Genomic DNA, 23,104 nt, shown 5'->3' with positions numbered 1-23,104 from the left:
TGGTGGAATTCGGCCGATTTCACCGCGAGATCCCACCCCCCTGTCGTCATCCCGGAGAGGCTGCGCGAGCAGCCGGCTCCGGGAACCACGAAGTGACGGGCGTCACGAACTGCATGAAACCGCACGCCATTTCGAGATGTGTGAACACCGTAGGTCGCTGCGTGGGTTCCGGATGCGTCCCGCCGATGGCGGTCCGCTCCGGAATGACGACCATATTACTTCCGTCATTCCGGACGGACGCGCCGCCTCGGCGCGGTCGAGCCGGAACCCACCGGCCGCTCCGTCACCCCGGTGTCGGCGGGGCCGGCAGGCCGTCCAGGCTGTCGCGCAGGCGGTCGAGCAGGCGGAACAGCAGGACGCATTCCTCGGTCGTGAACCCGTCGAGCGCCGCCGCGTAGTAGCCGCGGATGTCGCCCAGCATGTCGCGCCACACCCGCTCGCCCTCGGGCGTGAGGCGGACATGGCGCAGCCGGCCGTCGCCGTCGGCGCCGCGCACCCGCTCGACCAGGCCGAGGTCCTCCAAGCGGGCCAGCACCCCCGCCAGGTTCTGCCGGCTGACCATCAGGAAGCCGATCAGCTCCTTCACCGTCATGCCGCGCTCGCGCGCCGACGGCCGCGACAGCGCGCCCATCACCGCCCATTGCTGGGTCGTCGCGTTGTGCCGCGACACCGCCCGGGTGCCGGTCTTGTGCATCAGGTTGGACGCCTGGTAGAGCCGCAGGAACAGGCGGTTGGCGACGTCGAATCGGGCGTCCGGATGGTCGGCGGGCGCGGCGGTCGGAAGATCCTGGGACGTGTAATTCATCAATACCTTGTCGTATCGTTCAAAATATAGCATACCCTTGTCATAATATCGGGACCAGCGGTTTCGTGCGCTGTCACCCGGACCGGCTCGAGGGAGGACGCATGCGTGGACTGAGCGACAGGACGGTCGTCGTCACCGGCGGCGGCGGCGGCATCGGCGGCGCCACCTGCCGGCGCTTCGGCGAGGCCGGGTCCAGGGTGGCGGTGCTCGACATCGACCTGGCAGCCGCCGAGCGGATCGCCGCCGAGGTCGCCGGATCCGGCGGCACCGCGAAGGCCTTCGCCTGCGACATAGCCGACCACGACGCGGTGGTCGCCACGATCGTCGCGGTCGAGGCGACGCTCGGCCCGGTCGACGTGCTGGTGAACAACGCCGGCTGGGACGTGTTCCGGCTGTTCAAGGACAGCACGCCCGAGGAGTGGCAGAAGCTGATCGCCATCAACCTGATGGGCCCGCTGAACATGCACCACGCGGTGCTGCCGGGCATGCTGGAGCGACGCTTCGGCCGGATCGTTAACATCGCCTCCGACGCCGCCCGGGTCGGCTCCACCGGCGAGGCGGTGTACGCCGCCTGCAAGGCCGGGATGCTCGGCTTCTCCAAGACCCTGGCGCGCGAGCACGCCCGCCACGGCATCACCGTCAACGTGGTCTGCCCGGGGGCGACCAACACCGCCCTGTTCGCCGAGTACAAGCGCGGCGCGGGCAACCCGGAAAAGCTGGAGGAGGCGTTCCGCCGGGCCGTGCCGATGGGCCGGATCGGCGAGCCTGAAGACCTGCCGGGCGCGATCCTGTTCTTCGCCAGCGACGACGCGGCGTTCGTGACCGGCCAGGTGCTGAGCGTGTCCGGCGGCCTGACCATGGCCGGATGATCGGGGCCGGATGATCGGGGAGGGCAGAGAGATGCAGTACGAGGACATCCTGTTCACGGTGGCCGACGGGGTCGCCACCATCGCCATCGACCGGCCGAAGGTAATGAACGCCTTCCGCGGCCGAACCTGCGAGGAGCTGATCCACGCGTTCAATCGGGCCGGCTGGGACAAGGCGATCGGGGTGATCGTTCTGACCGGCACCGGCGACCGGGCGTTCTGCACCGGCGGCGACCAGTCGGCCCATGACGGCGGCTACGACGGCCGCGGCATGATCGGCCTGCCGGTCGAGGAGCTGCAGTCGATCATCCGCGAGGTGCCGAAGCCGGTGATCGCCCGGGTGCAGGGCTATGCCATCGGCGGCGGCAACGTGCTGGCGACGCTGTGCGACTTCACCATCGCCTCGGACAAGGCGCAGTTCGGCCAGGTCGGCCCCAAGGTCGGCTCGGTCGACCCGGGCTTCGGCACCGCCTACCTCGCCCGCATCGTCGGCGAGAAGAAGGCGCGCGAGATCTGGTACCTGTGCCGCCGCTACAGCGCCGCCGAGGCCATGGCGATGGGCCTGGTGAACACCGTGGTGCCGCACGACGAGCTGGACGCCGAGGTGGCGCGCTGGTGCGCCGAGATCATGGAGCGCAGCCCGACCGCGATCGCCATCGCCAAGCGCTCGTTCAACGCCGACACCGACAATATCCGCGGCATCAGCGGCATGGGGATGCAGGCGCTGTCGATGTACTACGCCAGCGAGGAGTCCCAGGAGGGCGTGCGGGCGTTCAACGAGAAGCGCAAGCCCGACTTCCGGAAGTACCAGAAATGACCGCGCTTTCGGAGGAGCAGGCGGCGTTCCGCGAGACCGCCCGGCGGTTCGCGGCCGAGCGCATCGCCCCCGGCTACATGGCGCGCGAGCAGGCCGGCATGGTCGACCGCGCGCTGGTGCGCGAGATGGGCGCGCTCCGCCTGATCGGCGCCGACCTGCCGGAGCGCTACGGCGGCCTCGGCGCGCCCAGCGTCACTGTCGGCCTGGCGATCGAGGCGGTCAGCCATGCCGACCTCAACGTCGGCTACGTGCCGCTGCTGTCGTCCCTGAACGGCCAGATCGTCGCCCGCCATGCGGCACCGGAGCTGGCGGCGGCGTGGATCCCGCGCATCGTGTCGGGCGAGGCGCTGTTCGCGCTGGCGCTGACCGAGCCGCGCGGCGGGTCGGACGCCGCCAACCTGCAGCTCTCGGCCCGGCGCGACGGCGACGGCTACGTCCTGAACGGCGAGAAGTCGTCGATCTCGATGGCCGACCAGGCCGACGCCGCGGTGGTGTTCGCCCGCACCGGCGCGCCCGACAGCGGCGCCCGCGGGGTCTCGGCCTTCCTGGTGCCGATGGACGCCAAGGGGATCACGACCACCCGGTTCAGGGACCTCGGCAGCCATGCGGTCGGCCGCGGCTCGATCTTCTTCGACGGCGTGCGGGTTCCCGCCGACCACCGGCTGGCCGAGGAGGGCATGGGCTTCGTGCAGGTCATGCAGGGCTTCGACTACAGCCGGGCGCTGATCGGCCTGCAGTGCTGCGCCGCCGCCCAGGCCTCGCTCGACGAGAGCTGGGCCTATGTCGGCGAGCGCGAGGCCTTCGGGGCGCCGATCGCGCAATACCAGGGCGTGACCTTCCCGCTGGCCGAGGGCGAGGGCCTGGTCGCCGCCGTCCGCCAGCTCTGCTACCACACGCTGCGCCTGCGCGACGACGGGGCGGCGCACACCGCCGAGGCGGCGATGTGCAAGTGGCTGGGCCCGAAGACCGCGGTCGACGTGATCCACCAGTGCCTGCTGACCCACGGCCACACCGGCTGGTCGATGGACCTGCCGCACCAGCAGCGGCTGCGCGACGTCATGGGCCTGGAGATCGGCGACGGCACCGCGCAGATCATGAAGCTGATCGTGGCCCGCGAGCGCGCCGGCAAGGTCGCGGTGCAGCACCTGGCGAAGCGCTGAGGGCGGGTGGGTTCCGGCTCCGTCCCGCCGTCGGCGGTCCGGTCCGGAATGACGTCGAATATTGAGGACATCGCGACGGCCGGCCGACCGTGGAGGGCGGTTCCACCCCCCTTGACGTTGCTCCGGACGAGCGCGCCGCCCGGCTCCGTCCCGCCGTCGGCGGTCCGGTCCGGAATGACGTCGAGAAATGAAGACATCGCGACGGCCGGGCGACCGCGGAGGGCGACGCCACCCCCCTTGACGTTGCTCCGGACGAGCGCGCCGCCCGGCTCCGTCCCGCCGTCGGCGGTCCGGTCCGGAATGACGTCGAGAAATGAGGACATCGCGACGGCCGGCCGACCGCGGAGTGCGACCCCCCTTGTCGTCATTCCGGACGGGCGCGCCGCCCTCGGCGCGGTCGAGCCGGAACCCACGGAGCGACGGCTGGTGTCCGCGAACCGACGGCCAGGCTGGACGCCGGTGCCGCCGGCCGTATGATCGCGGGTCCCGCCGTCCCGTCCTGCCCGGATCCCCCGAATGCTCGAGAACACCGTCGCCCTGCTCACGGTGGCGCTGCCGCTGATGGGCAGCCCCGGCCCGGCGATCGTCAGCCTGGCCGCGACCGGCTCGACCTTCGGGTTCCGGCGCGGCCTGCCCTACCTGGCGGGCATCCTGCTCGGCAACTCGACGGTCCTGCTGATGGTCGCGACCGGTATCACCGGGATGGTGCTGGCGCTGCCGGCCGCGGTGCCGGTGCTGACCGCGGTCGGGCTGGCCTACCTGCTGTACCTCGCCTGGAGGATCGCCACCGCCCCGGTGGTGCGGACCGCGGCCGAGCCGGGCAGGGAGCCGACCACCGCCGGCGGCTACCTGCTGTCGCTGGTGAACCCCAAGGCCTACGCCGCCATCGGCGCGGTCTACGCCAGCGGCAGCATCGTGCCGGGGGATCCGGTCCTGGATACCGCCCTGAAGATCGCGGCGCTGATCGGCGTGAACGTCACCGTCAACACCGCCTGGCTCGGCATCGGGTCCGGCTTCTCGTCGGTGCTGCGCAACCCGCGCACCGGCCGGGCGATGAACTGGTCGCTGGCCGGACTGCTGCTGGCGTCGGTGGCGTACACGGTGCTGCGGTAGCTACACGGCGACGCTCATGGCGCCGTCGACGTTCAGCACGTGGCCGCTGACGAAGGCGCCGGCCGGGCTCATCAGGTAGACCGCGGCACCGCCCAGTTCCTCCGGCTTCGCCCAGCGGCCCATCGGGGTGCGGCCGACTACCCAGGCATTGAACTCCTTGTTGTCGAGCAAGGCGGTGTTCATCTCGGTGGCGACGTAGCCGGGGGCGACCGCGTTGACCCGCACGCCCCTCCCGCCGAGCTCCACCGCCATCGCCCGGGTCAGGGCGCGCAGGCCCTCCTTGGCGGCGATATAGGCCGGCACCGTCGGCCGCGCCATCGGGCCGAGCATCGACACGGTGTTGATGATGCTGCCGCCGGCGCCGGTCGCGATCATCCGCTTCGCCGCCTCGCGGCCGAGCACGAAGCAGGCGGTCAGGTTGGTCTCCACCACCCGCCGGAAGTCCTCGGTCGGGAACTCCAGCACCGGCACCCGGTGCTGCACCCCGGCATTGGCGATCAGCCCGTACAGCCCGCCGTGCCGGTTGACGATGCGGTCGAGGGCGGCGATCGCCGCCGGCTCGTCGGTGACGTCGAACGCCTCGCCCTCGGCGTCGTGGCCGTCGGCGGCCAGCGCGTCGACCTTCTCGGCCAGGGTCTTCGGGTCGCGGCCGTTCAGCACGACCCGGGCGCCGTGCTCGGCGCAGGCCCGGGCCATCGCGAAGCCGATGCCGCGCGAGGCGCCGGTGATCAGGATGGTGCGGCCGGTCAGGTCGAACAGCGAGGTCGTGACGGGCATGGCGGACTCCGGGGTGGGTGGGACCGGCAGCCTAGGAGCCGGGGGCTCGCCGCTCAAGCGCGCACCGTCAGCTTCCCGCCTTGCGGAGCTGCTCGCGGTGGAACACGTACAGGCCGCTGGCGATCACCACCGCGGCGCCGGCCACCGTCCATCGGTCCGGCAGATGCCCGAACACCAGGTAGCCGGAGGCGGTCATCCACAGGATCGCGGTGTAGCTGAACGGCGCGAGCAGCGAGGCCGGGGCGAACCGATGGGCGATGATCAGCAGCCAGTGGCCGACCCCGCCGAACACCCCGAGCAGGCACAGCAGCGTCCAGGCGAACCATCCGGACGGGGCTTCCCAGATGAACGGCAGCAGCGGCAGCAGCACCACCGTCCCGAACAGCGGCGAGTACAGCGACGTCGTGTCGGAGTGGTCGCGCGCCGCCAGCTTGCGGGTGGCGATCTGGTACAGCGAGACCGCCACCACGTTGCACAGCGACAGCCCGATCGCCCAGTGCAGGGTGGCCCCGGCCGGCCGGACGATGATCAGCACGCCGACGAAGCCGACCGCGATCGCCGTCCAGCGCCGCCAGCCGACCCTCTCGCCGAGCAGCGGCACCGAGAGTGCCGCGACCAGCAGCGGGATGGTGAACATGATCGACGAAGTGGTGGCCAGCGGCAGGTAGCGCAGCGCGAAGAAATTGAAGATCGTCGACAGGAACAGGAAGGCCGAGCGGACGATCTGCAGCTTCAGGTTCGACGAGGCCAGCACCCGGGTGCCCTTGCGCGGCAGCAGCACGGCCGCCACCAGCACCGCGTGGCCGACGAAGCGCGCCCACACGATCTGCAGGCTGTTCATCTCCTCGGCCAGCAGCTTGGCCGAGGTGTCCAGGAAGGTGAACAGCAGGAAGGCCGCGACCATCAGCAGGATGCCGGTCCCGCGTCGGCTGTCGTCGAGATATCCGGTGTCGGACAGAGCCGCCTCCCGCGGCGAGGTGAGAGCGCAGTCTTAGCCCAGCGGTTGCCGGGCGTCGACACGTACGGGTGCCGACGGCGGGGACGTGATAGGCTCGCTCGCCAGCAACGTCCGTTCGAGGAGGCGGCGGATGCCAGGGACCTCGGGGATCCTCGACGGGGTGGTGATCACGGAGGACCGTTCGCGGGCCTTCGCCGAGTACTGGGAGGCGCTGCCGAAATTCGACCTGATTCCGCGGCGGGACGCGTTCCGGCCGGAGGAGGTCCCGCGGCTGCTGCCGAACATGGTGATCCACGAACTGGTGTCGCCGGAAATGCTGCGGCTGCGACTGGTCGGCTCGGCGGTGATCGAGGACTACGGCCAGGAGATCACCGGCCGCAACTACCTGGACTTCGTCGACGAGGCGCGCCGGCCGAAGGCGTCGCGGGCGATCTTCGAGGTGTGCGAGCACCCGGCCGGCATGCTGGTCCAGCTGCGCTCGGTGACCCGGGCCGGCCGGATCCTGACCCGGGAATCGATCGCCTTCCCGATGCGCGGCGACGGCGACGTCGCCAACCTCGTCTACTTCTGCTCGAGCCCGGCCCGCGAACGCGACTACACGACCGCCGAGGGCGACCATCTGAAGATCATGAACGTCATGCAGCGCTTCTACATCGACATCGGTGCCGGCCGGCCCGACTTCCGGGATTGAGGGCGCCACCGTCGACAGGATTGTCCGTTGCCGTTCGTTCCGTCCTGCGTGCTATTCTCTCCTCAAAATGGAAATAATCTCGTGAGGGCCGGCTTGACGGGAGCCGCGGACATCCTCGACGGACTGGAAGTCCTGGCGGAGTGCTCGCGGCTGTTCGCCGGGTACTGGTCCTCGCTGCCCAAGGTCGACCTGATTCCCCGGCGCGAGGCGTTTCGTCCGGAGGAGGTGCCACGGCTTCTGCCGAACATCGTGATCCACGAGCTAGTGTCGCCCGAGACCGTGAAGCTGCGGCTGGTCGGCTCGGCGGTCATCGACGACTACGGCCAGGACATCACCGGGCGCAACTACCTGGACTTCGTCGAGGAGGCGCGCCGCCCGAAGGCATCGCGGGCGCTGTTCCTGGTATGCGAGCAGCCGGCCGGCATGCTGGCGCAGCTCCGGTCGATCAGCCGCTCCGGCCGCGTCATGACGCGAGAGGCGATCGCCCTGCCGGTCCGCGGGGAAGACGGCGCCGCCAGCCTGGCCTATGCCTGCTCGAGCACGGGCCGCGAGCGCGACTATTCCTCGATCGAGCTGGACGAGCTGCAGATCATGAGCGTCGCCCGCCGGGACTACATCGACATCGGCGCCGGCGTGCCGGACTTCCGGGACTGACGGCCGACGGGCGCGGCCGGCCCGTCTATTCGGCCGCGTGCGCCGACGCCACCCGCAGCTTCCAGTCCGCCGTGCGGCCGCCGAGCGAGACGTTCTGGACGAACCAGGCGAGTCGGTCGGACGCCTCCTGGCCGAGCCAGCGCATCCGCTGGTTCAGGTAGTGCGGCGGGATCGCCTGGTAGTAGAGGATGGCGCGGGCGGTGATCCGGCCGGTGGTGCCGGCCGGCAGTTCGGCGACGTAGCGCACGGTGTCGCCGCCGCTGCCGTCGACATAGGCCGGGTCGTCGGCGGCCCCGCCGCGCGGCGCGGTGATCGCCGCGTCCGGGCCGTCGGCCGACCAGCCGCGCGGCTGCAGCCGGTTGTCCTTCAGCACCTTGCGCAGCGCCAGGAAGCTGGAGGTGATGTCGCCCCTGCTGTCGGTCGCGACCTCCTCGTAGATCTGCACCTGGTTCGGGTCGGTGACGGTCTCGTAGTGCGGCTGGTAGGCGTTGTCGGTCCAGAACTCGCTGGGCAGCGGCACGAAGGCGCCGGCCGCCCGGGTGCCGATCACGCCGTTGCGGTCGGTGCCGCCGGAGGTCCAGACCGGCACGCCGTCGGCCATGACCGTGAACTCCAGGAAGGCGCGGCGGAAGCCGACACCGGACGGGAACTTGTGGCCGGTCAGGTTGCGCACCGCCACCTCCGCGAACACCGTGCCGCCCCGCACCTCGAAGGAGGGGATCGTCACATCGGCGGTCTGCGACGCCGCCATCTCCGCCACGCTCCGGGCGTTCACCGGCCCGCTGGCCAACCCGGTCATCGGGTCGCCGCGGCCGACTCCGAGGAGCCAGGGGAACTGCTCGAAGAAGGCACCGGCGAAGGCGTTGATGCCGTGCAGCGAGTGCCGGGAATAACGATCGCCGGACGCCGGGTCGCGGCCGCGCACGCGCATGTGCAGGTCTTTCGGCGGCAGCCGTTCGTCGACGAACGGGAAATTCTCGTCCTCGATCGACGCGATCCGGAACGCCAGCGACTTGGCGCCGAAGGTATTGGGCATGTGGCAGTCCTGGCAGGACCGAACGGCGCCGGCGCTACCGGCGAGCTGTCCCGAGAACGCGCTGTTCTTCCATTCGAGATAGGTGGTCTGCTCGTGGAACACGCCCTTGCCGGTCTTCGCCATCTCGTCGAACTCGGCGCGGGTATAGGGCCGGTCGACGTCGAGCGACGGCGTGAACACGGTGTGGCACGAGCCGCACAATTCCGAACTCCTGATCTGCGGCTGGAATTCCGGCGTCAGGCCGATGGCATGCTGCATCGGCTTCTCGACGACCTCCTTGTAGGGACCGTAGATCTTCGTCGCGTCGGCCGAGACCTTGAACTGCCCGGTGTAGGTGGCCGGCGTGCCGAGACCGTCGGCCTCGATGCGGTGGCAGACCATGCAGGACACGCCGTCGCGGGCCAGCGCGCCGTAGCGACGGGCCTCGGGATCGGCGGTCGTCGGGTCGGCCATGACCATCTGGTGGGTGAACAGCGCCTCCGGCCCGTTGTCGTGGACGTAGGTGCGCTGGCCCATCACCCCGTGGCATGACAGGCACTTGTTGTCGATGACGTCGGCCAGCTCCGGATGCAGGTTCCGCTCGGTCTCGAGCTGGGCGTAGAAGATCGGGTCGCGGCCCGACAGCCCCATCATCGAGTAGCGCCACTCGGCATAGGGCGAGAGGTTGATGCGCTGCGGCAGCGAGTCGGCCGGTGCGCCGGCGGCCCGGACCTGCAGGGTCATGTTCGGCAGCGAGTCGTTGTTGACCGTGGCGTTGTGGCAGCCGATGCACTGGTCGGAGGTCAGGAACGGCCGGTGCCCGGCGGGCTGCGGGCCCTGTGGGACGTGGTCGTAGGACTCGTAGGGGAACGGCTTCGGCTTCGCCGCGACATAGCCGGGCGGCACCGCCGGATAGTGGTCGAACACGTCGGGGTCGAAGGCCGGTGCCGCATCGGGGGCGTGCAGCGCCGGGCCGCCTGCCGCGGCGCCGTGCTCGTGCGGCGTGGCGTAGCGCGCCAGGGTGTCGAGCGTCTGGACCGGCATGGTCGGGATGATGGTCGCGAACCACAGCGGCGCCTCGTTGGTGTTCGGCAGCTCGTCCGGCACGCGCAGATTGCGCAGGGTCGCGAAGGTGTTGTTGTCGACCGCCGAGGCGTGGCAGTTGACGCAGTACTGGCCGAAGCTGTTGTAGTCGTAGAAGCCGTAGGGCGCGGTCGCGCTGGCCTCGGTCGGCACGCCGGACGGCGCCCCGTCGGCGTAGTACCAGCCGTCCCATGACCCGGCATGGTCCATCACCATGATCGCGTAGCCGCTGAACGCCATGTCCTCGAAGCCCGGCGGCTGGCGCTTGAACATCGCCTTGACGATCACCCCGCCGTCCGGCACCCGGCCGTCGCGGCCGCGCTCGAGCCAGCCGATCACCTCCGGCGAGTACCACACCCGCATGTGCCCGGCACCGTGGGTGCCGGCGCTCTGCAGGGCGCCCGAGCGTGGGTCGACGAACACCGGACCGGACGGCCGGCGCACCCCGTCGGCCTTCCAGCCCAGCAGCTTGAAGCAGGGCTCCGGGCTGCCGGTCCGGAAGTCGCCGAGGAAGTCGATCAGCGCGGCGTCGAACGCCGCCTTGCCGTCCGACGGCTTCGGCAGCGGGCCGCAGCGCGCCGACGGCTCGCCGGCGGCGGCCAGAGGCGAGGCGGTGAACGCCAGGAGCAGGGCGAGCAGCGTCGCCGCAACCGGTGCCGTGATCCGCATGGTGGTTCCCCCGCTGCGTTGTCCGTCGTGTGGAGCAAAAATAGCAGACCGGGGATGAAAATTCAGCCGGGGGGCGTTGGGGCGCCGCCTACGCCGATCCGGCGTAGGTCCGCTCGGCGATCGGGGTGTCGGCGATGCGGCGGCGCAGAGCGGCGATGAACCCGGCCTCGGCGCGGTTCAGGGCGCGGCGCGGATTGGTCACCAGATAGATGTCGATGGCCGGCGGCTTGCGGTACGGCGGAAGTCGCCACAGCAGGCCGTCCCGGATGTCGCGCTCCATCACATGGATCGGCAGCGGTCCGATCCCGAGCCCGCACAGGATCATGCGCCGCACCTCCTCCAGATGCGGCGACTGCCCGACCACCGGCTGGCCGAGTTCGTATTGCCGGCGCAGCAGCGCCACAGGGCGGAGCGCGTCGCCCACATAGTCGGTGTCGAAAGACACCGCCGCCTGGCCGCGCAGGTCCTCGAGGGTCAGGCCGGCGCGCCCGAACAGCGGATGCGGCGGCCCGCAGAAGAACCCGAAGAACTCCCGGTAGATGACCTCGTAGTCGAGCTGCGGCAGCCGCTTGTTGACCAGGCAGATGCCGAGGCTGGCGCTCGATTCCTGGACGCTGCGGGCGACGTCGGCGCTGGTCTCGATCTTGATCCGGTAGGTGGCGCCGGGATGCGCCGCGTGGAAGGCGGTGATGGTGTCGTCCAGCAGCGGCGTGATGACGTGGCTGGCCAACGAGACGTGCACGTTGCCGGAGACCTCGCGCGACGCCGTGGTCGCGACCTCGGCAAGCCGGGCGACGCTGCCGTAGATCTCCACACATTCCCGGTACAGCTCGCGGCCGGCGGCGGTCACCCGGAACGCTCCGCGGCCGCGGTCGATCAGGCGGCTGCCGATCCGGCTCTCGAGGCGCTGCAGGGCCAGGCTGACGGTCGGCTGGCGCAGCAGCAGCCGATGGGCGGCGGCGGTTATCCCACCCTCCTGGACGATCACCACGAAGGTCCGCAGCAGGTTCCAGTCGAGTTCGCCGACGAACTTCTCGGACAGGTCGACACGGGCGTTGTTCATAAATCTAGGCAATGTGGTTGATTGGTAATATCAATTTGTACAATAAATCCGGTGGTTGCGATACTTCGCCGACGGTCTGTCGCCCGGACCGTGCAAGCAGCGGAGTGCGCGACACCCGATGGCGCAGGCATACGAGCGAGATCTCCGGCCCTGGTACCTGCTGTCTCCGGCACTGCTGGCGATCGCCTTGCTGGTGGTCGTGCCGATGTCGTTCATCCTGGTCTATTCGTTCTACGAGAACATCGACCTCGGCCTCGACCGGGTGGCCTTCCAGTTCGGCAACTGGCAGGAACTGCTGACCGACGGCTACTACCACCAGGCGATCTGGAAGACCTTCCGGCTGTCGCTGATCGTCACCGCGCTGGCGGCGCTGCTGGGCTACGTCCCGGCGTATTTCATCGCCAACACGCGGTTCCGCCACAAATGGCTGCTGCTGCTCCTGCTGATCCTGCCGTTCTGGGTCAGCTTCATCATCCGCACCCTCTCCTGGATCCACATCATGGGGAACCAGGGTGCGATCAACGGCCTGCTGCTCTGGCTCGGCCTGATCGACGAGCCGCTGCAGATGATGTTCAACGAGTTCGCCGTCGTGGTCGGGTTCATCCACGTCTTCCTGCCGTACATGATCCTGAACGTCTACGTCAGCCTGGAGGGCATCGACCGCAACCTGGAGCCGGCCGCCCGCACCCTGGGCTGCACGCCCTGGCAGGCCTTCCTCGAGGTCACGCTGCCGCTGTCGCTGCCCGGGCTGGCCGCCGGCTGCCTGCTGGTTTTCGTGCTGACCGCCGGCAGCTACGTGACGCCGCTGATCCTGGGCGGTCCCGACGACTTCCTGTTCGGCAACCTGATCTACGACGCGGTGCTGTCGGAGCTGAACTGGCCGATGGGGGCGACCCTGTCGTTCGCCCTGCTGGTGCTGCTGGGCGTGGTGGTCGTGGTCTACAGCCGGTTCATGCGGCTGAACCAGCTGTCCAAGGCGTTCGGGTAGGGGCGGCCGATGCGGGCGTGGAACTGGATCAGGGGCTACGCGGTCGCAGTCTACGTATTCATGTTCGCGCCGGTGGCCGTGGTCCTGCTGCTGGCCTTCAACAGCTCGCAGTTCAGCGGCTTCCCGATCGAGGGGTTCAGCCTGCGCTGGTTCCGCCGGCTGTTCGAGAACGAGGCCATCATGCGGGCCTTCGAGACCTCTTTCACGCTCGGCCTGCTGACCGCGGCCTGCGCCACCACCCTCGGCATCCTGGCGTCGCTGGCGCTGGTCCGCTACCGGTTCCGGGGCAAGGACTGGATCACCACGCTGCTGATCTCGCCGGTGCTGGTGCCGGAGACCGTGCTGGCGGTCGGCCTGCTGATCTTCCTGCGCTGGCTGTCGATGCCGCGTTCCTTCGCGCTGCTGCTGCTCGGCCACACCATCATCGCGCTGCCGTTCGTGGTGCTGGTGGTGCAGGCCCGCCTGGTCGGGATCCGGCGCGAGTACGAGGAAGCCGCCCGCAGCCTCGGCGCGTCGCCGCTGGAGACCTTCCTGCAGGTCACCCTGCCGCTGCTGATGCCGGCGGTGTTCGCCGGCGCGCTGTTCGCGTTCACGATCTCGTTCGACAACATCACCGCCACGATCTTCTGGCGGCCGGCCGGGGCCGAGACGGTGCCGACCCAGATCTTCGGGATGCTGCGCAACTCGGTCAGCCCGGAGATCAACGCCCTCGGCTTCGTCATGATCGTCGTCACCGTCGGCCTGCCGCTGACCGCCGGCGCGCTGGCCCGCTACTTCGCGCGGCGACGGGGTTGATGGTGGTCGCCGCTCGCCCGTCGCGATCTGGGTTCCGGATGCGCTCCGCCGTCGGCGGACCGCTCCGGAATGACGAGAGGAGGAGAACGGCGGCCCCCCGTTGCTTCGTCATTCCGGACGAGACGGACCGCGCTAGCGGGACGGATCGATCCGGAACCCGCCCGCCGCAAAGGCTTGAATCGACAACAAGCGACCAGCCACCAACAACAGGGAGACGAAAGATGAAGATCGACAGCACGAAACGCTACGAGGGGCTGCGCGAGCGGCTCGGCAACGGCGACGTCGACCGCCGCACGTTCATGGCGCTGCTCGGCTATGCCGGGCTGGCGGCCGGGGTCTCGGGCGGCGTGATGACGGGGCTGTCGCGGCACGCGCTGGCCGCCGGCACCGAGCTGCATTTCGAGGGCTGGGGCGGGGTGGTCAGCGAGGCGCTGCGCAAGCACGCCTTCGATCCCTACGAGAAGAAGACCGGCAACACGGTGATCGACGCCACCTTCGGCGGCGAGGCCGAGGTGCTGACCAAGGTGCGCGCCGCCGGCAGCACCGACGGCCACAACATCCTGCATTCCTCCGGGGTCAGCTGGTACAAGCGCTGGGTCGACGCCGGCTACGGGAGCGAGCTGAACGAGGCCAACATCCCGAACATCGCCAACGTCATGGAGTCGATCATGGCGCCGTTCCGGGCGATCACCCCGGACAGCCTGTCGGCGGTGCCCTACGACTACGGAACCACCGGCATCGCCTACAACACCGAGCACGTTTCCAAGGCCGAGGCCGAGAAGCTCGGTGCCGACCTGCTGCTCGACAAGGAGCTGAAGGGCAAGATCGGCGGTTGGGGCGGCGACTGGGCCAACCGCGCCTGGTACGGCGCCCTGCAGTCCGGCCAGGACCCGAACGACATCCAGGACTGGGACGCGGTCTGGGACAAGGTCCGCGAGCACCGCGAACTGGTGCTGAAGTACTGGAGCTCGGGCGCCGAGCTGATGGACCTGCTGGCCAAGGGCGAGATCTACGTCACCGAGGCGTGGTCTGGCCGGGTCGCCGCCCTGCAGGCCCAGGGCCATCCGATCGGCTACCTGGATCCCAAGAACGGGCTGGCCTGGATGGAGAGCATGTTCGTGCTCAAGGGCTCGCCGATGGCCGAGGCCGAGGAGCTGCTGAACTTCATGCTCGAGCCGAAGACCGCCATCGCGGTGGCCGAGGGCCAGAAGTATCCGCCGTCCCTCGACCCGCAGAAGGTGGCGATGACCGAGGTCATCGAGGGCCTGCCGGCTTACGACCCGACCGGCAAGCTGGAGGGCCTGGTGTTCCGTGATCCGTCCGTCTGGAACCCGGTCGAGAAGGACCAGCGCAAGGCCTGGAACCGCATCAAGAAGGGCGCCTGACCCTTCGAGGCCCTGACCCCACACCAAGTCCGGGGTCAGGGCACCTCAGGGCGACAGCCCATTCTCTATCGTCCTGAGGTGCCCGCCCTCGGCGGGCCGCGTAGGGCGGAGCGAACGCGCAGGAACCACAACGGGCGGGGCAGCCGTGGCACGCGTTGAACTGCAGGGAGTTACCAAGTCGTTCGGGCCGATCACGGCGGTTCAGAAGGCCGACGTGACGTTCGAGGAAGGCTCGTTCACTACGCTGCTGGGACCGTCCGGCTGCGGCAAGACCACCATCCTGCGCATGGTCGCCGGCCTCGAGAGGCCGACCGGTGGCGATATCCTGATCGGCGGCCGCCGGGTCAACGACGTGCCGATCCACAAGCGCAACCTGGGGCTGGTGTTCCAGAACTACGCGCTGTTCCCGCACAAGACCATCGAGCAGAACATCGCCTTCGGCCTTAAATATCGCGGTGTGTCCAAGGGCGATGCGCGCGACAAGGTCCGCCAGGCCCTGGAGATCGTCCGCCTGCCGGGGGTCGAGGAGCGGTACCCGACCCAGCTCTCCGGTGGCCAGCAGCAGCGCATCGCCCTGGCCCGTGCGATCGTCATCGAGCCCGACGTGCTGCTGCTCGACGAGCCGCTGTCGGCCCTCGACGCCAACCTGCGCGAGGAGATGCGGGTCGAGTTGAAGGCGATCCAGCACCGCATCGGCGTGACCTCGATCTTCGTCACCCACGACCAGTCGGAGGCGCTGGCGATGTCCGACCGGATCGTGGTGATGAGCGCCGGCGAGGTTCAGCAGGAGGGCGCCCCGGAGGAGGTCTACAACACCCCGGCCAACGAGTTCGTCGCGCGCTTCCTGGGCGCGGCCAACATCTTCGAGGCCCGGGTAAGCGGCGGCGACACCGGATCGGTCGAGCTGGAATCGGCGGCGTTCGGTCGGCTGGCGCTGCCGCGCGACCGGGCTCCCAGGCTCGGCGATGCGGGCGCGGCACGGCTGGTGGTGCGGGCCGAGAAGCTCACGCTCTCCACCTCCATGACCGCCCCGCCGGGCGCCGTCGCGGTCGGCGCCACCGTCGAGGCGGTCGACTACCAGGGCCAGCTGGCGCGCTACTTCCTGCGCATCGGCGAGGTACAGGCCCAGGCCATCCAGATGATCGACGGCCGGCCGTTTCCCGAGGGCGCGGAGGTCACCGTCAGCGTGCGGCCCGAGGACTGCACCGCCCTGCCCGGCGACAAGCGCTCGGGGGCGGCGTGACCGGAACCGCCGACGTCCTGGTGATCGGCGGCGGCATTGCCGGCATCTCCGCGGCCGCCCGGCTGGCGCCCGATGCCCGGGTGACGGTGCTGGAGCGCGAGCCGGCGATCGGCACCCACGCCACCGGCCGCTCGGCCGCGATCTTCATCGCCAACTACGGCAACGCCACGCTGCGGGCGCTGAACGCCGCCAGCGCCCCGGCGCTGGAGGTCCCCGACTTCGTCGACGGCCCGCTGCTTTCGCCCCGCGGCGAACTGCTGGTGGCGACCGAGGCCGAGATGCCGGCGCTGGAGCGGCATCTGGCCGGGGCCGAGGGCATGGAGGCGCTGAGTCCGGACGAGGCGGTCGCGCTTGTGCCGGTGCTGCGGGGCGACCTGATCAGCGGTGCCGCGATCGAGCGTGGCGCCCGCGACATCGACGTCGACCGGCTGCTGCAGGGCTTCGCGCGGCAGCTGAGGCACCACCGCGGCACAGTGGTCCAGGATGCCGGCGCGGAACGGATCGGGAGAGGCGGCGGCGTCTGGCGGGTCGAGACGGCAGCCGGAGAGTTCGAGGCGCCGGTGCTGGTGAACGCGGCCGGCGCCTGGGCCGACACGGTGGCGGAGATGGCCGGGGTGGCGCGGGTCGGATTGGTGCCGATGCGGCGGTCGGCGGCAATCCTGCCGGCACCCGCCGGCCATGACGTCGACCGCTGGCCCCTGTTCGCACCGGTGTCCGAATCCTGGTACGCCAAGCCCGAGGCCGGCAAGCTGATGGTGTCGCCGGCCGACGAGGACCCGGTCGACCCGCATGACGCCTGGCCCGACGACATGGTGCTGGCCGAGGGGCTGGACCGGTTCGAGCGGATGACCACGGTCGAGGTCACCCGGGTCGAGCGCAGCTGGGCGGGACTGCGCAGCTTCGTCGCCGACCGCAGCCCGGCGGTCGGCTTCGCCGCCGACGCCGAGGGCTTCTTCTGGCTGGCCGGCCAGGGCGGCTACGGGGTGCAGACATCGCCGGCATTGTCGCGGCTGGCGGCCGACCTGGTGCTGGCACGCAAACCGGCGCTGCCGGCGGCGGTGGTGGCGGCGCTGGATCCGGGCCGGGCCGGGATCGGCCCAGCCTACGCGAAGTCCTAGAACGACAGGGTCGTGTAGTCGACACGCCCGGAACTGTCGAACCGGTTGGCCGGACAGGCGTTGACCCCGTGCGGGACGGTGCCGACGTGCCCGATTCCGCTTCGCGCCCGACAGGCGCGCGGCCGGCGGCCGTCAGGCACCGGCCGTCAGGGGGGCGCCCTGACTACCTGAACGGAGACTACCCATGCGTATGCACGACAGTCTGCGCCGCTACACGACACCGTTTCTCGTCGGCTGCGCGATCGCGGTCGCGCCGACGCTCGCGGTCGGGCTCGACAACGAGCCGACGCCCGGCGTAACGCCCACCCCCACCCAGAAGGAAGCGAACGAGAACAGCGCGGCCGCCGAGCGGTCGGATAAGATGGAGTCCAGGAAGCTGATCGAGAAGGCGACCGACGTGGTGCAGCGGATGCGGTCGGACCCGAAGGTCGCCGAACTCCTGCGCAGCGCCAAGGGCGTCTACATCGTGCCGGACTTCACCCGTGCGGCCCTCGGGGTCGGCGGCGAAGGCGGCGACGGCGTGATGCTGTCGCACGGCCGCGGCGGCTGGAGCGGTCCGGCGTTCTACGACGTCGGCGGGCTCACCGTCGGGCTCGAGGCCGGCATCTCCAGCGGCGAGGTCGCCTTCATCCTGATGAGCGACAAGGCCGTGCAGAACTTCCGCCAGCAGAACAAGTTCTCGCTGAGCGCCGATGCCGGATTCAACATCCTGACCTACTCGGCGAACGCCGCGACCACCTGGGGCACCGGCGACATCGTCATCTGGTCGGACACCGAGGGCCTGTTCGCCGGCGCCGGGGTCGGCGTCGCGGACGTGCATTGGAACGCCGACCGCAACGGCCGCTACTACGGCTCGGACGTCACGCCGGATGCGGCGCTGACCGGCACCATGAGGGCCGAGCACGGGGCGCAGCTGCGCACCGCCCTGCCCGGGTGACCGAAATCTTGCCGGAGGCGGAAGCACCCGCCTCCGGCGCCCTTTCCTCCGGGCCCGCCTACCCGATCAGCTCGTCCTTGCGGTCGTCGGTCTCGCCGAAGCGCGCCAGGCTGGGCGGCTTCAGGCCCTCGTAGACCCGGGCCAGGCCCTGGTTGACGATGCGGTTGTTGCGCTCGAACAGCGAGTTGCCGTCCATGTCGCTCTCGACCAGCAGCGGGCCGAACCTCTCGACCTCCAGCACCCACATCGCCTGGGCGATGCCCAAATCGTCGATCCAGTGGGCGTCGACCACGCGCCTGATGCCGCGGCCCAGCAGGGCGCCGGTCCCGTAGCCGACGGTGGTCAGGTACACCGCCCCCGCCGGCACGAACACCTCGCGATAGTCCTGCTCGCTCATCCCGCCCTTGCCGACGATCACCTTGGCGCCCGACACCGCGAACCACTGCGGCAGCCATTTCGAGAACCGGAAGCTGGCGGTGGCGGTCACCGCGCCGACGTTGAAGCTGCCGTCGGCGTTGCGCGAAGCCGCCGGCGAGCAGTGGAAGTTGACGTTGGTCAGCGTCTTCAGGTCGACCGGCGGCGCCATGCCGTCCTGCAGCACGCGTTTGTAGACGCTCTCGCGGCCGGTGTAGATCAGCCCGTCGAGATACACCACGTCGCCGAGTTCGAGCCCGCGCAGGGCCGCGTCGGTGACCGGGGTGGTCAGGCGGACTTCTTTGAGCTTTCCGCTGGGCTCTGCCATTCGACCGTGTCCCGTCGCATGTAGGGGGTGAACCATTGCGGGTCGGTGCGGTACTCGACCCGCCCGTCCGGGTGCAGCCGCGCCGTGGCCCGCCTGGACGACAGGCAGAAGCAGTGCACGCTCATCGGCATGCCGCCGGTGTGGGTGTAGCCGACCTCGATGTGGCAATCGACGACCATGGACGAGCCGACGAACCCCATGGCGCCCATGCCGATCGAGTTGCCGAGGTCCTTCAGCTCGAGTTCGAGGGCGGCGATCTCCGGGTCCGGGTTGCGGTCGCCGACCGTGCGCAGGCAGGCGGCCTGCTTGCCGAGCGTCATGCAGGTGTCCTTGGAGCCGCCGAGCCCGATGCCGACGATCGCCGGCTGGCAGGCCAGGCCGCGCTTGCCGAACGCCACCAGGGTGTCGAGGACGAAGCGCTTGATGCCGTCGATGCCGTCGGCCGGGAACAGCATGCGGTAGTCGGTGCCGAACAGCCCGCCCTTGTGGACCGTGGTGATGTCGACCCAGTCGGCCTCGGGCTCGAAGCTGTACTCGATCTCCGGGGCGTTGATGCCGACGTTGTTGTCGTTGTCCCGGCGGCTCAGCGGGTGCACCCGATTCGGGCGCAGCGGCACGTCCTGGGTGGCGCGCGCCGTCGCCCGGCGCAGGCGGCGCTCGACCTCGACCGGGCCGCCCTCGACCTTGGCCTCGTTGCCGTATTTCACGTACCAGCGCGGCACCCCGGTGTCGGCGCACATCGGTCGCCTGTCGGCCTTGGCGGCCTCCCAGTTCTCCAGCATGGCGCGCAGCACGAAGGCCGACAGGTCGCCGCGCTCGGTGCTCGCCATTTCCTGGATGCCGCCGAGATAGTCGTCCGGGATCTCGATCCCGGCCTTGGCCATGCAGGTGCGGGCGGCCTCTTCCAGGGCGTCTGCGGCAATTTTCGGGGCGTGGGGCATGGGGTGCCCTCGTTGGCGTTTCCTCGGAAGGCGAGGGTAGCGGGAAGGTCGGGGAGGGGGAAGGGCGGGGTCGGTGCGGCGGCGGGTGGGTTCCAGATCGGCCGCGCCGAGGCGGCGCGTCCGTCCGGAATGACGAGGGGGAATGAGCCTTCACCGCAATACCGTCATTCCGGAGCGACGGGCGCGCCCGCGTTCGTCACCCCGCCTTCAACCGCCGCACGGTCGCCACCCGGAAGCGGTTGGCGACGAAGGCCGCGTCGGTCAGGCAGGCGTTGCCGGCCGGGTTGCCGCCGGTCACGTGGTAGTCGCTGAAGGCCGCACTCTGGTTCACGAAGATGCCGCCGGTCAGGTTGCAGGACAGGTTCACCCCGGCGGCCGCGAAGGCGTCGGCGGCGGCGTCGAGGGTCGCGTCGTCGGTGGCGTAGACCGCCGCCGTGATCGCGCCCTTGGCCTTGGCCGCCGCGGCGGCCCGGGCGATCGCGTCGGCGGCGTCGTCGGCGGCCACGACGAACCCGATGGGGCCGAAGCGCTCCTCCAGATGCGCGTCGGTCTCGGCGGCGTCGACCGCCAGGATCAGCGGGGTGGCGGTGCGGGCGTCCTCCAGGCCCGCGATCGGCGTGGACGGGCGCACCACCCGGCCGAGACGGGCGGAGTCCCTGACCCGCTGCAGGGTCGCCTCGCCGGCCAGCGCCCCGCATACCCCGGCGGCCCGGGCCGGGTCGGACAGCAGGCCGTCGACCGCCCCGGCGATGCCGGCGGCGACTTCGTCGAACGCCTTGTGGCCCTGGTCGGTCTCGATGCCGCCGCGCGGCACCCACACGTCCTGCGGGGCGGTGCACATCTGGCCGCTGTACAGCGACAGCGAGAACGCGATGTTGGCACACATGCCGCGGAAGTCGCCGGTCGAGGCGACCACGATCGAGTTCACCCCGGCCTCCTCGGTGTAGAGCTGGGTGCCGCGGACGTTGTCGCGCAGCCAGCCGGCGAAGGCGTTGGAGCCGGTGAAGTCGACGATGCCGACCTCCGGCCGGGTCGCCAGGTCCTTGGTCTTCTCGGCGCCCGGCGCGTCGGCCGCCAGCAGCAGCACGTCAGGGTCGAAGCCCTGCTCGGCCAGCACCTCGCGGCCGATCTCGACGGTGATCGCCAGCGGCAGGATCGCCGCCGGATGCGGCTTCACGATCACGGTGTTGCCGGTCGCCAGGCTGGCGAACATCCCGGGATAGCCGTTCCAGGTCGGGAAGGTGGCGCAGCCGATGGTCAGCGCGATGCCGCGCGGCACGATGCGGTAGCGCTTCTCCAGCACCAGCGGCTCGCCCTTGCCCTGCGGCTTGCTCCACTCGGCCGCCGCCGGGGTGCGGGTCATCTCGGCCCAGGCGTAGGCCACCGCCTCCAGCGCCCGGTCCTGGGCGTGCGGGCCGCCGGCCTGGAACGCCATCACGAAGGCCTGGCCGGTGGTGTGCATCACCGCGTTGCCGATCTCGAAGCTGCGCCGGTTCAGGCGGGCCAGGATCTCCAGGCACACCCCGACGCGCTGCTCGACGGATGCGGCGTCCCAGCCTGCGCCCGCCGCCCGTGAGGCGGCGATCAGGGCGTCGACGCTTGCCGCCGGATAGGCGATGTCGAGCGCCCGGCCGTAGGGCGAGCGCTCGGCGCCGACGGTGCCCTCGTCGTCCGGATGGCCGGGCAGGGCGAACGGCTTGCCGAGACGCGCCTCGAACGCCGCCTCGCCGTCGTCCTTGGCGGTCTCGCCGTAGATCCGGCCGCTCGGCGCCTCCGGATACGGCGTCCAGTAGCCGCGCTCGGCGGTCGCCGCGACGGCGCGCTCCAGCAGCGCGCGGTGGGTCTCGAACAGCGTGGCCATGGCTTTCTCCCTCGATACGCCATCCGGGCTCTCCCGGCGGTCCCGGCAACGGTCGGTGGCGGTTGGCCGATAATAATTGACTGACCGGTCGGTCGATGCAAGATGCCGGTTCGGAATCGCCGGCCGATGCCCCAGGATTGCGGGACGCCACTGCAAGGGAGGACGACACCATGGCGCCGAACGAAACGGTGCTGGTCGAGGTCGCCGACGGGGTCGCCCGGCTGACCCTGAACCGGCCGGACAAGCTCAACGCCTTCGACGAGGCCATGCACCGCGCCCTGCACGCCGCCCTCGACGAGGCGCGCTGGGACGAGACGGTGCGCGCGATCCTTCTGACCGGGGCGGGTCGGGCGTTCTGCGCCGGCCAGGACCTGGCGGCGGTCGACCCGCGCCAAGCCGCCGGCGAGCCCGACCTGGGCGAGACTCTGGAGAAGCTCTACAACCCGCTGATCCGGCTGATCCGCGACATCGAGAAGCCGGTCGTCTGCGCGGTCAACGGCGTCGCCGCCGGCGCCGGGGCCAGCGTCGCGCTGGCCTGCGACCTGGTGCTGGCCGGCCGCTCGGCGAAGTTCATCCAGGCGTTCTGCCGGATCGGGCTGATCCCGGATTCCGGCGGCACCTGGACGCTGACCCGACTGCTCGGCGAGGCCCGGGCCAAGGGCCTGGCGCTGACCGGCCAGCCGCTCGACGCCGAGACCGCCGCCGCCTGGGGCATGATCTGGCAGGCCGTGGACGACGACCGCCTGATGGACGAGGCCGGCAAGCTGGCGGCGTCGCTGGCGGCCGGGCCGACCATCGGCCTCGGCCTGACCAAGCGGGCGATCCAGGCGGCCGCCACCAACTCCCTGGACGCCCAGCTCGACCTGGAGCGCGACCTGCAGCGCGAGGCCGGGCTGACCCCGGACTATGCGGAAGGGGTGGCGGCCTTCACCGGCAAGCGCCCCGCGGCGTTCACGGGACGGCGCTGATGAGCGCCGCATCCGAGCTGTCGCCGCAGGAACTTGCCGAGGCCTGCGCCCGGGCGATGTGGGACGACGACGAGGCCTCGCAAAACCTCGGCATGACGCTGGACGGGGTCGGTCCCGGCACGGCGATGCTGTCGATGACGGTCGACGGATCCAAGACCAACGGCCACGGCACCTGCCACGGCGGCTACATCTTCACGCTGGCCGACTCCGCCTTCGCCTTCGCCTGCAACAGCTACGACCAGCGGGCGGTCGCGCAGCACTGCTCGATCACCTTCATCGCCCCGGCCTTCGAGGGCGAACGGCTGACCGCCAGCGCCCACGAGGTCCAGCGCTACGGCCGCAGCGGCATCTACGACATCGTGGTCACCAACCAGAAGGGCGAGCCGGTCGCCGAGTTCCGCGGCCAGTCGCGGACCATCGGCGGAACCCTGCTGGGCGCCGAGTAAGAGAAGCGG

At 70.4% G+C, this 23,104-nt stretch carries 22 protein-coding genes; 14 read left to right on the top strand and 8 right to left on the bottom strand.

Going from position 1 to position 23,104, the window contains the following annotated elements; genetic code table 11:
• Positions 1–283: 283 nt before the first annotated feature.
• Positions 284–805, bottom strand: a complete 522-nt coding sequence (locus RIC31_RS07260; RefSeq protein ID WP_350104689.1) for a MarR family winged helix-turn-helix transcriptional regulator — start codon at positions 803–805, stop codon at positions 284–286.
• Between the two features lie 101 nt (positions 806–906).
• Between RIC31_RS07260 and RIC31_RS07255 the strand changes: the two genes are divergently transcribed.
• The 4 genes from RIC31_RS07255 (at position 907) to RIC31_RS07240 (ending at position 4,761) form a co-directional block, all read left to right on the top strand.
• The gene (locus RIC31_RS07255) at positions 907–1,674 is read left to right on the top strand and encodes an SDR family oxidoreductase (protein ID WP_350104688.1); all 768 of its coding nucleotides are present in this window, start codon (positions 907–909) and stop codon (positions 1,672–1,674) included.
• Between the two features lie 31 nt (positions 1,675–1,705).
• A complete protein-coding gene (gene badI / locus RIC31_RS07250; RefSeq protein ID WP_502990099.1) occupies positions 1,706–2,488 on the top strand; it encodes a 2-ketocyclohexanecarboxyl-CoA hydrolase in 783 nt (260 codons plus the stop codon).
• A complete protein-coding gene (gene aliB / locus RIC31_RS07245) occupies positions 2,485–3,648 on the top strand; it encodes a cyclohexanecarboxyl-CoA dehydrogenase (protein WP_350104686.1) in 1,164 nt (387 codons plus the stop codon). The genes badI and aliB overlap by 4 nt, the downstream gene beginning before the upstream one ends.
• Positions 3,649–4,164: 516 nt before the next feature.
• On the top strand, positions 4,165–4,761 hold the full coding sequence (locus RIC31_RS07240) for a LysE family translocator (protein ID WP_350104685.1): 597 nt from the start codon (positions 4,165–4,167) through the stop codon (positions 4,759–4,761).
• Here RIC31_RS07240 and RIC31_RS07235 read toward each other — a convergent pair whose 3' ends face one another.
• Together RIC31_RS07235 and RIC31_RS07230 are read right to left on the bottom strand one after the other, a co-directional pair.
• Positions 4,762–5,538, bottom strand: a complete 777-nt coding sequence (locus RIC31_RS07235) for an SDR family NAD(P)-dependent oxidoreductase (RefSeq protein ID WP_350104684.1) — start codon at positions 5,536–5,538, stop codon at positions 4,762–4,764.
• Between the two features lie 67 nt (positions 5,539–5,605).
• On the bottom strand, positions 5,606–6,445 hold the full coding sequence (locus tag RIC31_RS07230) for a DMT family transporter (protein ID WP_350104698.1): 840 nt from the start codon (positions 6,443–6,445) through the stop codon (positions 5,606–5,608).
• 181 nt (positions 6,446–6,626) lie between these two features.
• Here RIC31_RS07230 and RIC31_RS07225 point away from each other — a divergent pair, with 181 nt between their 5' ends.
• Entirely contained in the window at positions 6,627–7,187 is a 561-nt protein-coding gene (locus tag RIC31_RS07225; RefSeq protein ID WP_350104683.1) for a PAS domain-containing protein, read from the top strand.
• A gap of 93 nt (positions 7,188–7,280) precedes the next feature.
• Positions 7,281–7,841 carry a PAS domain-containing protein gene (locus RIC31_RS07220; protein ID WP_350104682.1) on the top strand — a complete coding sequence of 187 codons (561 nt, stop codon included), beginning with the start codon at positions 7,281–7,283 and terminating at the stop codon, positions 7,839–7,841.
• A gap of 25 nt (positions 7,842–7,866) precedes the next feature.
• Here RIC31_RS07220 and RIC31_RS07215 read toward each other — a convergent pair whose 3' ends face one another.
• Positions 7,867–10,608 carry a hypothetical protein gene (locus RIC31_RS07215; protein WP_350104681.1) on the bottom strand — a complete coding sequence of 914 codons (2,742 nt, stop codon included), beginning with the start codon at positions 10,606–10,608 and terminating at the stop codon, positions 7,867–7,869.
• Between the two features lie 88 nt (positions 10,609–10,696).
• Positions 10,697–11,671 carry a LysR family transcriptional regulator gene (locus RIC31_RS07210; protein WP_350104680.1) on the bottom strand — a complete coding sequence of 325 codons (975 nt, stop codon included), beginning with the start codon at positions 11,669–11,671 and terminating at the stop codon, positions 10,697–10,699.
• Between the two features lie 118 nt (positions 11,672–11,789).
• On the opposite strand from RIC31_RS07210, the gene RIC31_RS07205 reads away from it, so the two are divergent.
• The 6 genes from RIC31_RS07205 (at position 11,790) to RIC31_RS07180 (ending at position 18,137) form a co-directional block, all read left to right on the top strand.
• Positions 11,790–12,659 carry an ABC transporter permease gene (locus RIC31_RS07205; protein ID WP_350104679.1) on the top strand — a complete coding sequence of 290 codons (870 nt, stop codon included), beginning with the start codon at positions 11,790–11,792 and terminating at the stop codon, positions 12,657–12,659.
• Between the two features lie 9 nt (positions 12,660–12,668).
• On the top strand, positions 12,669–13,454 hold the full coding sequence (locus RIC31_RS07200) for an ABC transporter permease (RefSeq protein WP_350104678.1): 786 nt from the start codon (positions 12,669–12,671) through the stop codon (positions 13,452–13,454).
• Positions 13,455–13,675: 221 nt separating this feature from the next.
• Positions 13,676–14,839, top strand: a complete 1,164-nt coding sequence (locus tag RIC31_RS07195) for an ABC transporter substrate-binding protein (RefSeq protein ID WP_350104677.1) — start codon at positions 13,676–13,678, stop codon at positions 14,837–14,839.
• Between the two features lie 145 nt (positions 14,840–14,984).
• Positions 14,985–16,082, top strand: coding sequence for an ABC transporter ATP-binding protein (locus RIC31_RS07190; RefSeq protein ID WP_350104676.1), 1,098 nt, complete (start codon positions 14,985–14,987; stop codon positions 16,080–16,082).
• Positions 16,079–17,200, top strand: coding sequence for an NAD(P)/FAD-dependent oxidoreductase (locus RIC31_RS07185; protein ID WP_350104675.1), 1,122 nt, complete (start codon positions 16,079–16,081; stop codon positions 17,198–17,200). Before RIC31_RS07190 ends, RIC31_RS07185 begins: the two co-directional genes overlap by 4 nt.
• Positions 17,201–17,384: 184 nt before the next feature.
• The gene (locus RIC31_RS07180; protein WP_350104674.1) at positions 17,385–18,137 is read left to right on the top strand and encodes a lipid-binding SYLF domain-containing protein; all 753 of its coding nucleotides are present in this window, start codon (positions 17,385–17,387) and stop codon (positions 18,135–18,137) included.
• Between the two features lie 58 nt (positions 18,138–18,195).
• Here the strand turns inward: RIC31_RS07180 and RIC31_RS07175 are convergent, their stop codons facing one another.
• The 3 genes from RIC31_RS07175 to paaN all read right to left on the bottom strand — a co-directional run bounded on the left by RIC31_RS07175 (position 18,196) and on the right by paaN (position 21,681).
• Positions 18,196–18,879: a fumarate hydratase C-terminal domain-containing protein gene (locus RIC31_RS07175; protein ID WP_350104673.1), complete on the bottom strand. Its 684-nt coding sequence runs from the start codon at positions 18,877–18,879 to the stop codon at positions 18,196–18,198.
• Positions 18,840–19,820, bottom strand: coding sequence for a fumarate hydratase (locus RIC31_RS07170; RefSeq protein ID WP_350104672.1), 981 nt, complete (start codon positions 19,818–19,820; stop codon positions 18,840–18,842). The genes RIC31_RS07175 and RIC31_RS07170 overlap by 40 nt, the downstream gene beginning before the upstream one ends.
• A gap of 196 nt (positions 19,821–20,016) precedes the next feature.
• The gene (gene paaN, locus RIC31_RS07165) at positions 20,017–21,681 is read right to left on the bottom strand and encodes a phenylacetic acid degradation protein PaaN (protein ID WP_350104671.1); all 1,665 of its coding nucleotides are present in this window, start codon (positions 21,679–21,681) and stop codon (positions 20,017–20,019) included.
• A gap of 170 nt (positions 21,682–21,851) precedes the next feature.
• Here paaN and paaG point away from each other — a divergent pair, with 170 nt between their 5' ends.
• Entirely contained in the window at positions 21,852–22,649 is a 798-nt protein-coding gene (gene paaG / locus RIC31_RS07160) for a 2-(1,2-epoxy-1,2-dihydrophenyl)acetyl-CoA isomerase PaaG (protein ID WP_350104670.1), read from the top strand.
• Complete coding sequence (paaI, locus tag RIC31_RS07155; RefSeq protein ID WP_350104669.1) at positions 22,649–23,095, top strand: hydroxyphenylacetyl-CoA thioesterase PaaI; 447 nt, start codon at positions 22,649–22,651, stop codon at positions 23,093–23,095. Before paaG ends, paaI begins: the two co-directional genes overlap by 1 nt.
• The last annotated feature ends 9 nt before the right edge of the window (positions 23,096–23,104 follow it).

Origin of the sequence: Thalassobaculum sp., assembly GCF_040219615.1 — a bacterium.
Lineage (GTDB): Bacteria > Pseudomonadota > Alphaproteobacteria > Thalassobaculales > Thalassobaculaceae > Thalassobaculum_A.
Note: the sequence above shows the minus strand (reverse complement) of the source record. Positions and strands in the feature narration are given on the sequence as shown.